This is a genomic window from Caballeronia sp. LZ034LL (assembly GCF_031451215.1).
Classification (GTDB): Bacteria; Pseudomonadota; Gammaproteobacteria; order Burkholderiales; family Burkholderiaceae; genus Caballeronia.
This window is the reverse complement of record NZ_JARUXR010000002.1, coordinates 966,346-978,267: the sequence shown is the minus strand read 5'-3', so window position 1 is coordinate 978,267 and position 11,922 is coordinate 966,346. Positions and strand designations below refer to the sequence as shown.

The window sequence follows — 11,922 nt, the reverse complement described above, 5'->3', positions numbered from 1 at the left end:
GGAGAAGACGCAGCGCTGCCGCGGACCCTGACATCGATATCAAAATTTTTTTGCGAATGGAACGCTCAGACGGCGCGCACGATCTCGGTCATGTCGCCATGGCTGCGCACGCGCACCGGCAGTACGCGCGGCAACGCACGAATGAAGCTCGCAGCCTGCCTGACGTCGAAGCTGCCAGTCAGATGCATCGCGGCCACCGAGGGATCGGCGATAACCACATGCAGCGGCGCATAGCGCTCGAATTCCTGGAGCGCGTGCGCGAGCGTGGTGTCGTCGAAACTGACGCGGCCTTCGCGCCATGCGCCGACATCGGTGGGTGAAACGGACGCAACCTGTTCGAGGCGGCCTGCGGCATCGGTGGCAACGGTCTGCCCCGCAACCAGTTCGACCAAGGACGGCGACGCCGCAGCCACGCGCACGCGTCCTTCCTCCACGTCGATCCGCACATTGCCGCGTTCGAGGCCCGTGTCCGTGCAGCGCACGGCGAAGCGGGTGCCGATTACCGTGACTGTCACGGTGCGCGCGAACACGTTGAACGGCGCCCGTGCATCCGATGCCACCGTGAACATCGCTTGTCCGTGCGTCAACCGCACGTCGCGGCGGTCCGGAAAGAAGCGCGCTTCGAGTTGCGTGCCGGTATCGAGTTGCACGGTGCTGCCGTCGGGGAGCGACACGGCCTGAAGCTCGCCACGGCGCGTCTCGAAGCGCTGTGCGTAGGCGGGCGTGCGCAGCCATTCGTCGCGCAGGAGCTTCCAGCCAAGCGCGCCGCCCGCCACTGCGACCGCCGTGCCAGCCATCGCGAAGCGCGGCACGAAGAGACGGCGGCCCGGCGACGCGGGCCTGGGCGTCAGGCGCGCAATGTCTTCGTCACGCAGAGCGCCGAGCGCTGCCCAGGTCGCCGCGACACTGTCGTAAGCCTCACGATGCGCCGCGCGTTGCGCGAGCCACGCGGCGAACGCGGCGTCGCCGGCTGCGTCGGTTCGCTCCCGGCGCTGCACGAACCAGGTCGCGGCCTGCTGTTCGACGTCGTCGTCGTGTGAGGAAGCGTCGGAGGGAGGAGTGGGTCGTCTCATGGTCTTGTCGTCAGCGCGCATGAGGATGAAGACGCATGACGAGGCGAATACCTGACATCGTGGGGGCGGGGGTGCGATCAATCGTCGGTGCGGACTGTACCATCCCAGGCCGCCAGTTCCCTCCGGCAGGCCAGCACGGCGCGAATGATGTGCTTCTCGACCATGTTTCGCGTAATCCCCATGCGCGCGGCGATCTCGAGATGGCTCAGGCCATCGAACCGATGCAGCATGAACGCTTCACGGCAGCGCGGCGGCAATGCCTCGATCGCCCCGATCAGCATCCGCGTGCGCTGGGACGCTTCCCACGCATGTTCGGGCTGGGTGCAGGGGTCGGCGAGCGGTTCATGGTCGTCGTCGAGCTCGACGACATGCTGCGTGCGCACGCTGGCGCGCCTGAACGTGTCGATGACGAGGTTGCGCGCCGTGCGATACAGGAGGCCGCGCGCATCATTGATCGCCGTGCCCGACGCATGCAGCGCCAGCACGCGGGCGTAGCTTTCCTGAGCGATGTCCGATGCCGTGTCCGTGTCCTTCACTCGCCGTGAAAGAAATCGCAACAGCTCGCGGTAATAGCGTTCGACCACTGGAAGAGAGTTGGTTTGTCCGGGCTCGATCCAGGGGACGGGTGAAGGTCACGCGCATGGATTTCTGCATCAATGAGAATCATTATCGTTTAAAATGAACTAACCAGACAAGCTAAAAGTATGGATCGGGTGATCGGGTCGCTTCTGGCCGAGTGACGGCGGCGCGACGAGCAAGCTCGTCGTCGCGCCATCGCGCGCCCGCTCAGAAGGGCTTGTACGGCAGGAACTTGCCGTCCAGCGTGATGACCGCGCGCGATCCGCCTTCCGGATCCTCCACCTTCTTGATGTCGATACGGAAGTTGATCGCGCTGATGATGCCGTCGCCGAACTGTTCATGCACGAGCGCCTTCAGCGTCGTGCCGTAGACCTGCACCATTTCGTAGAAACGATAGATGGTCGGGTCGGTCGGCACGTTGCCGGGAATGCTGCCGCGCAGGGGAATGGTCTGCAGCAGCGCGGCGGCATCGCCGTTCATGCCGAGCTTTTCGGCGACGCTCTGCGCGGCCTGTTCCGGCAGCGGATGCTGGCCGAGTATCGCCGCCGTGACGTAGGGCACGCTCAGGCCGGTGCCTTCCGCGAGTTCGGCGTAGGTCATGCCAAGACGCGCCTTGGCGGCGACGAGCGCCTCGCTCAGCGTGGCGCGCGACAACTGCGAGATCTGCGATTGCATGACGTTTCCTCCTGTCGATTCAAACAGCGGGATGCACAGTTGAACACTTCAAAAATCCGTGCGTCCGTGTTTTGAAGCCACGCTGAACCGCGGCGAATATTGTCCGGCTTACAATCCGTGCAACCAGCATTCAGTTTTTTCCGGAACGATGTTCGCACCCGCCTCGCAGTTCGCGCTGCGCGCCAAGCAACGAGAGATTGCCGCGTTGCAGCTGCTGGCCGACCGTATCGAACTCGTCGATCTCATCGGCCGCACCATTCACGTCCTGCAACGCGAGCGCGGCATCACGAGCATTTTTCTCGCATCCGGCGGCAAGCGCTTCAGCGAGGAACGCATGACGGCGCGCGGCGAGCTTGCGCCGCTCATCGCGCAATTGCAGGCGCATCTCGAACTCCAGCTCGCGCCGGAGCGCGCTGCGTCGTCGCGCATGCTGGCGCTGATCGCATGGGTGCTGCTCGACCTCGACTCGCTCGATGCCTTGCGCGGACGGATCGACCGTCGCGGCATGTCCGCGCCGGCATCCGTGCTGGCCTTCAGCAAGGTGATCGGCGGCTTGATGGAACTCGTGTTCCAGCTCGCCGACGGCGCGCCCGAGCCGGCCATCTCGCGGCTGCTCGTCGCGCTGGTGCATGTGGTGCAGGGCAAGGAAGAAGCCGGACAGGAACGCGCGGTGGGCGCGCACATGTTCGCGTCGGGCGGCTTCCCGGCGGACCAGCAGCAACGCTTGCTGCATCTGATCCACGCACAGGACCGCAGTCTCGAAGTCTTCGAGAATTTCGCCGATGCCGCCCAGGCCGACTGGTGGACAAGCCGGGCACTCACACCGCATGCCGGCGCGCTGATGCGGCTGCGGCGCATCCTGTGCGGCGCGCAGGCGGGCGAGACGCTCGATGCATCGCTGACCGAATCCTGGTTCGATGCCAGCAGTGCGCGCATCACCGACCTGTGGCATCTGCAACTCGCGTTGACGGCGCTCGGCCGCGCCGCGTGCGATGCCTCCATCGCGCTCGCGCAACAGGCGCTCCGTGATTCCGAAGCGCTGTTGCAGGCGTTGCGCGACACGCCGCCCACGCACGCGCAGGCGCTCGATCATTTCTTCGCCGGCGATGGCGCTCCGGTCTCGTCGGATACATTGACCGGCGCGGACCGCGCGACGGTCAGCAGCCTTAAGTCGGTGCTGGAGGCGCAGTCGGCACGGCTGGCGCGCATGGAAGTCGAACTCGACGAAGCACGTCGCGCACTGCATGAACGCAAGCTCGTGCAGCGGGCGAAGCATGCGTTGATGGCACGTCATGGTCTCAGCGAGGACGTCGCCTTCAGACTGTTGCAGAAGACCTCGATGGACCGCAACCGCTCGCTCGTGGAGCTTGCCGAAGAGTTCCTGATCGCGCCGGAGACGGTGAGCTTCTCGCCGGGTCATGCACGGCCGGACAAGCGCTCTTCCTGAGCACGCCTGCACTAGATTGGTCCCGCGCGATTCGACAAAGCACATCCTCAGTGCAGCCGCGAACGCATGATCGGCACGCGCGCCCCGCCATACCGTGATGAATGTCGCCTGGTATGGAAGGTGCTTTTAGAGGCCATCAAGCTAACGGTGGTTTGATCGTCGCGCACGCAACACGCTGCGCGTCAACCCGTGGATAACGAAGTCCGCGCACAAGGTCACGCATGTGAATGCGTCGCCCGTGCGCGGTTTTTTTTTTGGCTTTTCAAAGCGAGTACAACCATGGCCTACCTGTCTCCCGCCGAGTTCGTTCCGAAGATGATCGATGCCGGCGAGTCCAAGCTCCTGATGTCCACCCGCGATACGCTGATCCGCGCCTACATGGCCGGCGCCATCCTTGCGCTGGCAGCGGCGTTTGCGGTGAGCATCACCATCAACACGGGCAATGCGCTGGTCGGCTCGCTGCTGTTTCCCGTGGGCTTCTGCATGCTGTATCTGCTGGGCTTCGACCTGCTCACGGGCGTGTTCACGCTCGCGCCGCTCGCGGTGCTCGATGGCCGTCCCGGCGCGACATGGGGCGGCGTGATGCGCAACTGGTCGCTGGTGTTCATCGGCAACTTCGCGGGCGCGCTGACCGTGGCCCTGTTCATGGCCATCATCTTCACGTTCGGCTTTTCGGAGGCGCCGAACGCAATCGGGCACAAGATCGGCGGGATCGGCGAGGCGCGCACGCTGGGTTATGCGGCGCACGGCGCGGCGGGCATGCTGACGCTCTTCATTCGCGGCGTGATGTGCAACTGGATGGTGTCCACCGGCGTCGTGGCGGCGATGCTGTCGACTTCGGTCACCGGCAAGGTCGTCGCGATGTGGATGCCGATTCTCGTGTTCTTCTACATGGGCTTCGAGCACTCGGTCGTCAACATGTTCCTGTTTCCGTCGGGCCTGATGCTCGGCGGTCACTTCACGCTGATGGACTATCTGCTGTGGAACGAGATTCCCACGGTGCTCGGGAATCTTGTCGGCGGGTTGACGTTCGTCGGCGCGACGCTCTATAGCACGCACTACAAGACCGCGCCGGCGCGTACGCCGGGTGCGCGCGGCGTGCGGGTGAGCAAGGCCTGAGCGCCAGACGCCCTGATGGAGGGCGGCTGATGCTGCTTGAAGCATGCCCTCCGCGCCGTTGAATTTCATTCAACAAGTCATTTCTTTTTTGAACTGGCCGGCCCTATACCGGCTGATTAACCTGATCGAAGTCGAGTCAGGCGAAGCCCGATCTCGCCAATGAACCCCTTCGAACAGGTGAGACATGAACGGATTAAAAATGCTGGGCGCGGCGTGCGCGTGCGCCGTTGCATCGCTTGCGGCGATGCCCGCGCATGCCGTGAACTGGGACTTCGCGACCGCCAACGCGCCCGGCAATTACCAGACGAAACTGGACGAAAAATTCGCGGCCGCTGTGGCCGCGGCCACGCAGAACGACGTGCAGATTTCCGTTCACGCCGGCGGACAACTCGGCTTCAAGGGCCCTGAAATGCTCGGCGTGATCCGCGACGGACTCGTGCCGATCGGCTCGTTCCAGTTCGCGCAGCAAGTGGGCGTCTCGCCTGTCCTCGGCGCGTCGTCCGTGCCGTATCTGGTGTCCGGCTTCGACGAGATGAAGACCTTCCGCACCGTCTCGAAGCCCTACTACGACGCCGAATTCAAGAAGTTCAACCAGAAGCTGCTGTTCACGATTCCGTGGCCCGGCCAGAACATCTTCTCGAAGGCCGAACTGGCGAATGCGGATACCTTCCGCTCGATGAAGATCCGTACCACCGACCGCAACGGCAGCGACTTCTTCCGCAGCTTGGGCGCATCGCCTGCGCAGATTCCGTGGGGCGAAGTGGTGCCGGCGCTGTCGACGGGCGTGATCAACAGTGTGTCGACGTCTACATCGTCGGCGGTGGACGGTCAGTTCTGGGACTTCCAGAAGTTCTGCAACGTCGTCAACTGGCAGTCGAACTTCGAAGGCGTCACGGTCAATCTCGACGCATGGAACAAGCTCAGCCCGAAAGACCAGAAAGCGATCGAGGAACTCGCCGCGAAGCTCGAACCTGAGTTCTGGGAAGCGGCGAGAGAAGAAGACACGCGCAACTTCACGATGCTCAAGGCAAAAGGCATGGCGATCTACACGCCGCCCGCCGACGTGCGCAATGCGATGGCGGCGAAGGGCAAGGCGAGCTGGACCGCCTTCGAACAGGCCGTGCCCGCTGCCCGGCCGCTGCTGGATCGATACCTGAAGGCAGCCGGCAAGTAAGCCGCCGCATCTTCTTTCTCGCACCGGCCACGGACCGAAGCGGAGCGAATCAATCATGGAAAACATCGAATCAGGAGCCCACGTCACGGGCTCCCGGGGCCGTACGTTCGCGCAGAAGGCGCTGCTCGCGATCGACACGCTCGCGCGGCTCGACGGCTGGCTCGGCGCGCTGTGCCTGTTCCTGCTGTGTCTGCTGATGATCGCGGGCATCGTCGTGCGGACGCTGTCGAGCGTGGTCAGCTGGCTGCCGAAGGACATTCCGATCGCATGGGAATACAGCTCGTACCTGATGGCCGTGACCTTCACGTTCGGCGCGGCGCTCACGTTGCGTGCCGGCGGCCACATTCGTGTGCGGGTGTTGCTGTCGAATGCGTCGCCTGCCGTGGTGACGGCGCTCGAATGCATCTCGAGCGCGGCGGGCCTGGCCTTCGCCACCTTCTTCTCCATCGCGATGACGCACTTCTCGTATCAGGCCTACACGCTCGACGAACGCTCGCTCGCCAGCAATACGCCGCTGTGGATACCGGAAGCGCTGGTTGCGTTCGGCGCGATGCTGCTCGCGTTGCAACTGCTCGCGCGTCTTGGCCAGCTGTTGCTCGGCGAGCCGGTCGAAGACAAGAACCTGATCCGCTGAGCGCAGCGGCGATCACACGGAGGTAACGCATATGGGAACCGTACTGGCCACGATGGGCGTCCTGCTGTTCGGCGGGCTGTCCATCGGCATCTGGGTCGGACTGACGCTGGCGATCACCGGCTCGCTCGCGCTCTTCATCTTCAAGTCGATTCCGGTCGACCGCCTCGTCGCGCAGTACGCGTGGAACGTGATGACCACGCAGGAACTGCTGGCGCTGCCGCTCTTCATCGTGATGGGCGAGATCCTGTTCCGCACGCGCATCTCAACTTCGCTGTTCAAGGGACTCGCGCCATGGGCCAGTCTGTTGCCCGGCAAGCTGCTGCATTCGAACGTGATCGGCTGCTCGCTCTTCGCGGCGATCTCCGGATCCTCGGCCGCGACGACGCAGATCGTCGGGCGCGTGACGCTCGCCGAACTCGACCGGCGTCACTATGACCGCCGCATCTCGATGGGCAGTCTCGCGGGCGCGGGCACGCTGGGCTTCCTGGTGCCGCCCTCGAACATCATGATCGTGTACGGCGTGCTCGCGCAGGTGTCGGTGCTGAAGCTGTTCGCGGCCGGACTCGTGCCCGCGATCCTGCTGGCTTCGTGCTTCATGGCGTGGATCATGATTCACACGACCTGGAACAAGAAGCTGATCCCCGAGGAAGAGAGCATGGCGACGCTGCCGTGGAGCGAGCGCTGGGCTTCGCTAAGGCATCTCGCGCCGGTCTCGCTGCTCATCGGCGCGGTGCTCGGCAGCATGTACGGCGGGCTGGTCACGCCGTCCGAGGCCGCGGCGGCCGGCGTGGTGGGCGCGTTGGCGATTGCCGGGTTTCAGCGCGACCTGAGCATCGCCAAGCTCAAGGAAGTGGGCCTCGGCGCGGTGAAGACCTGCTCGATGATCGCGCTGATCATCCTGGGCGCCTCGATCCTCGGCAGCGCCTCGGCGTTCCTCGGCGTCGGGCAGGCGGCGGCGTCCTTCGTGCATCAGCTGCATCTGTCGCCGTTCGCGCTGCTGTTCGTGCTGTTCATCGGCTACATCCTGCTCGGCTCCTTCCTGGAAGGCTTTTCCATCATCGTCATCACCTTGCCCATCGTCCTGCCGATGGTGCTCGCCGCCGGCTTCAACGCGATCTGGTTCGGCATCTTCCTCGTGATTGCCGTCGAGATCGTGCAGGTGCATCCGCCCATCGGCTTCAACCTGTTCGTGATCCAGGGCATCACCGGCGAGAAGCTGTCCGTCATCACGAAAGCCACGCTGCCGTACCTCGCATTGCTCATCCTGTTCGGCATCGCGCTGATTGCGTTTCCGCAGATCGCGCTGTGGCTGCCCGAACACCTCGGCATGAAATGAACGCCACGACCCTTCGCCCATTGCATCGTCAAATGAAAAACACCATGACGTCCAGGTTTGCTGTTTCAGTGGATATCGGTGGCACCTTCACCGACTTCGTCGTGCTCGACCACGAGACACACCGCGTGACCACCGCAAAGGTGCTGAGCACGCCGCCGCGCCCGGAAGAAGCCATCTTCTCGGGCTTCGATCATCTGCGCGACGACGCGCACCTCGATCTCGCCGCTTGCGACGTGTTCCTGCATGCCACTACGGTCATTACCAATGCCGTGATCGAGCGGCGCGGTCACGACTTCATCCTGCTGCATACCGAAGGCTTCGGCACGACGCTGGAGACCGGCCGCGAGCATCGTTACAACGTGTCCAACCTGCGGCTCGCGTTTCCGAAGCCACTGACGAAGCATCGGCTGAAGGTGCCGGTGCAGGAGCGCGTGGGCTATGACGGCGAAGTCGTGCGGCAGCCCGACAGGGACACGCTGCTGGCAGAGGTGCAGCGGCTGGCCGAGGACACCGGCATCCGCAACTTCGCCATCTGCTTCCTGCATGCGTTCCAAAATCCCGCCAACGAACGGCTCGTCGAAGCCTGGCTGCTCGAAGCGTTTCCGGATGCGGTCGTCTCGGTGTCCAGCGCGCTCGCGCCGCGTTCCGGCGAATACGAACGCTGGATGACCTGCGCGGTGAACGCGTTCACCAAGCCCTTGCTGGCGCAATACGTGACGCGCCTCGATGCCGGCGCGCGCGAGAAAGGTTTCGACGGCCGTCTGCTGATGATGACGTCCTCGGGCTTGCCCTTGCCGATCGATCACTGTGTGCGCGCGCCGGTGCGGCTGATCGAATCCGGGCCGGCGGCGGGCGTGCTGGCGGCGCGCGAGATCGCCGCGCGCAACGCGCCCGACGATGCCGCGCCGGACGCGCACACCGTGCTCGCCTACGACATGGGCGGCACGACCGCCAAGGGCGCGTTCCTGATCGGCGGGAAGGTGGATGTGCAGGCCGGGCTCGAAGTGGCGCGTGAAGGGGCGTTCGAAGCGGGCAGCGGCTTCCCGCTGATGATCCCGGCGCTGGATCTGATCGAGATCGGCGCGGGCGGCGGCAGCATCGCGGAGATCGACGAACGCGGCGCGCTCTCGGTCGGACCGCGCAGCGCGGGCGCGGCGCCGGGACCGGCGTGCTATGCGCGCGGCGGCACCGAAGCCACCGTCACGGACGCGAACCTGTTCCTCGGCTTTCTGGGCGAAGCCAACTTTCGCAACAGCGGCATCGAGGCGACGCGGACGGAAGCGCAGCGGGTCATCGAAGAACGGATCGCGCGCCCGCTCGGGATCGCCGTGGAGCGCGCGGCGCTCGGCATCCACCGCACGATCAACGAGAACGTGGCGCGCGCCTTTCGCGTGCATGCGGCGGAACGCGGTGTCGATTACCGGCGGGCCACGCTGGTCTGCACCGGCGGTTCGTCGCCGGTACATGCGCTGCCCATTGCCCGTCTGCTGTCGATCCGCCGGGTGATCTTTCCGTTCGCCGCGGGCGTGGCATCGGCGATGGGTCAGTTCGCGAGCAGCGAAGGCATCGTGCTGCAACAGACGCGCAAGATGAACCTCGCGGACGTGGACGATGCAGTGATCCGCCGCGCAGTCGATGCGCTCATTGCTGCCGAGCCGTATGCGCGGCAACTCGTGTCGGGCGGCGCGCAGACCAGCGTGAAGCTCGGCATGCGTTACGAGGGGCAGGACTCCGAGGTGACGGTCGAGATATCCGCTGAAGGACGTTATCTCGATGCCGCCGCGATTCGCACGCGCTTTCTTGCCGCGTACAAGGACATTTTCGGCCTGAACTTCGCCGACTACGGCATCGAGATCAGCACCTGGGAGGTCGAGGTGTCGATGCCGGAGCAGCTCAAGTCCGTGCGCCGCTTCACCTACGACGCGCTGACGCCCGCCGCGCAGCAGGAGAAGGCGCCGCGCGCCTGCTACATCAGCGACGGTGAGCGCGACACCTGGACCGACGTGCCCGTGTTCAACCGCTATGCATTGCCGGTCGGCTGGACGCGGACGGGTCCGGCGCTGATCGAGGAGAACGACACGACCCTCTACATACCCGCGTACGCGCACGCTCGTGTGGCGCCGACGCTGGACCTCATCGCGGAGATCATGCAGTGACAACCCCAATCAACATGGACCCGGTGGATGCCGGCATCATCTGGTCGCGCTTCGTTTCCGTCGCCGATGAAATGGTCTCGGCCATGGAGCGCACCGCCTTCTCGACGATGGTGCGGGCCAGCGGCGACTTCTCCTGCATGCTGTTCGACGCACGCGGCCGTCTGATCGCGCAGGGTGCGACCAGCGTGCCGTCGTTCACCGGCACGGGTCCGAGCACGCTGGGCCACATGCTCGACGCATTCGATGCAGCCACGCTGCGCGACGGCGACATCATCGTGACCAATGATCCGTGGATCGGCACCGGTCATACCTTCGACATCAACGTGATGAAGCCCGTGTTTCATGAGGGCGCACTCGTCGGATATTGCCTGACCGTGTCGCATCTGGCGGATGTCGGCGGCGTGGGGATGGGTTCGGTTGCGCGCGATGTCTACGAAGAAGGCTTCTCGCTCCCGCCGGTCAAGTTGTACGAGGCGGGCGTGGAGAACCGCTTTGTGATCGAGTTCATCCGGAACAACGTGCGTACCGTCGATTACGTGCTCGGCGACATCTACTGCAACATCGCGGCCTGCAACGTGGGCGCGCAGGGGCTCGTCAGGATTCTTGCGGAGCACGGGCTCGCGACGACGACGGACGCCGCCGACGCCATCTTCGCCCTGACGCGCAAGTCGATCCTCGCGAAGTTCGAAGCGATGCCGAAGGGGCGCTATGCGGCGACGATCCCGGTCGAGGGCGGCAGCGATTTCCCGGACATTACGCTGGCCGTCGCGGTGACGCTGAGCGACGCGGGCTTTGCCTATGACTTCGCGGGCACGGACCCCGTGGTGGCGCGCGGCGTGAACGTGCCGCTGTGCTACACGCGCGCGTTCTGCTACTTCTGCACCAAGGTGCTGGTGGCGCCGAACATCCCGAACAACCAGGCGATTCTGGACTTCGTCACCATCGACGCCCCGGACAACTGCATCCTGAACGCGCTGCGTCCGAACCCGACCGGCGCGCGCCATGTGTTCGGGCATTTCGTCGGGCCGCTGATCTTCAATGCGCTCGCCGATGCCTTTCCGCACGACGTGCAGGCCGACTCGGGCATGGTGTTCCAGATGAACCTGCGCGGCCAGACGCGCGCGGGCAAGCCGTATTCGTCCATCTACTTTTCGGCGGGCGGCTATGGCGCGCTGCTGGGCTACGACGGCCGCGCGGCACTGCCGGCGCCGGCCAATATCATCGGCGGCTCGGTCGAGTTCTGGGAGCAGCAGATCAGTTGCACGTTCCTGCGCAAGGAAGTGCTGGAGGACACCGGCGGACCCGGCGAGTATCAGGGCGGCAACGGCCAGGTGTTCGCGATCCGCAACGACACCGGACGGCCGCTGGAAGCGTCGTTCATGGCGTCGCGCACGCGCATTGCGGCGAAGGGCTTCGCGGGCGCACAGCCGGGCGCGCACCGGCGGGTGATCGTGGATGGCGTGGAAACCGATCCGAAGGCGCGTGTGCTGATTCCGGACGGCGGCATCGTCGAGATTCGCGATGCGGGCGGCGGCGGTTTCGGCGATCCCGCCCGGCGGCCGGTGGCTCGCATTGCGGCGGACCTCGATGCGGGCCTCGTCAGCGCGCAGTTCGTCGCGGCGCATTACCCGCGGCAGGCGCGCGAGCTTGCCTGAAGCCATCGTCTGAAACGTTGGCAGAGCGCCGATACAATCGGCATGCAAGGCTTCACTTCATTCACGAAGAGGAC

10 protein-coding genes are annotated in these 11,922 nt (G+C 64.9%); 7 read left to right on the top strand and 3 right to left on the bottom strand.

The annotated features are described in order from the left end of the window. Positions 1-65 precede the first annotated feature (65 nt). The 3 genes from QCE83_RS18945 to cynS form a co-directional block, all read right to left on the bottom strand. The gene (locus QCE83_RS18945) at positions 66-1,073 is read right to left on the bottom strand and encodes a FecR domain-containing protein (protein WP_309814182.1); all 1,008 of its coding nucleotides are present in this window, start codon (positions 1,071-1,073) and stop codon (positions 66-68) included. Positions 1,074-1,150: 77 nt separating this feature from the next. After that, the gene (locus QCE83_RS18940) at positions 1,151-1,609 is read right to left on the bottom strand and encodes a sigma-70 family RNA polymerase sigma factor (RefSeq protein ID WP_404985070.1); all 459 of its coding nucleotides are present in this window, start codon (positions 1,607-1,609) and stop codon (positions 1,151-1,153) included. Positions 1,610-1,859: 250 nt separating this feature from the next. Further along, positions 1,860-2,327, bottom strand: coding sequence for a cyanase (gene cynS / locus QCE83_RS18935; RefSeq protein WP_309814176.1), 468 nt, complete (start codon positions 2,325-2,327; stop codon positions 1,860-1,862). 148 nt (positions 2,328-2,475) lie between these two features. Between cynS and QCE83_RS18930 the strand changes: the two genes are divergently transcribed. The 7 genes from QCE83_RS18930 to QCE83_RS18900 all read left to right on the top strand — a co-directional run bounded on the left by QCE83_RS18930 (position 2,476) and on the right by QCE83_RS18900 (position 11,848). Then, positions 2,476-3,774 carry a nitrate- and nitrite sensing domain-containing protein gene (locus QCE83_RS18930; RefSeq protein ID WP_309814172.1) on the top strand — a complete coding sequence of 433 codons (1,299 nt, stop codon included), beginning with the start codon at positions 2,476-2,478 and terminating at the stop codon, positions 3,772-3,774. A gap of 279 nt (positions 3,775-4,053) precedes the next feature. Continuing rightward, complete coding sequence (locus QCE83_RS18925) at positions 4,054-4,893, top strand: formate/nitrite transporter family protein (RefSeq protein ID WP_309814169.1); 840 nt, start codon at positions 4,054-4,056, stop codon at positions 4,891-4,893. 184 nt (positions 4,894-5,077) lie between these two features. Continuing rightward, positions 5,078-6,067, top strand: coding sequence for a TRAP transporter substrate-binding protein (locus QCE83_RS18920; protein ID WP_309814164.1), 990 nt, complete (start codon positions 5,078-5,080; stop codon positions 6,065-6,067). Between the two features lie 55 nt (positions 6,068-6,122). After that, a complete protein-coding gene (locus tag QCE83_RS18915; RefSeq protein ID WP_309814161.1) occupies positions 6,123-6,701 on the top strand; it encodes a TRAP transporter small permease in 579 nt (192 codons plus the stop codon). Positions 6,702-6,732: 31 nt separating this feature from the next. Beyond that, positions 6,733-8,037 carry a TRAP transporter large permease subunit gene (locus QCE83_RS18910; protein WP_309814158.1) on the top strand — a complete coding sequence of 435 codons (1,305 nt, stop codon included), beginning with the start codon at positions 6,733-6,735 and terminating at the stop codon, positions 8,035-8,037. Positions 8,038-8,081: 44 nt separating this feature from the next. Continuing rightward, positions 8,082-10,193, top strand: a complete 2,112-nt coding sequence (locus QCE83_RS18905) for a hydantoinase/oxoprolinase family protein (protein ID WP_309814155.1) — start codon at positions 8,082-8,084, stop codon at positions 10,191-10,193. After that, complete coding sequence (locus tag QCE83_RS18900; RefSeq protein ID WP_309814152.1) at positions 10,190-11,848, top strand: hydantoinase B/oxoprolinase family protein; 1,659 nt, start codon at positions 10,190-10,192, stop codon at positions 11,846-11,848. The genes QCE83_RS18905 and QCE83_RS18900 overlap by 4 nt, the downstream gene beginning before the upstream one ends. Positions 11,849-11,922: the final 74 nt, after the last annotated feature.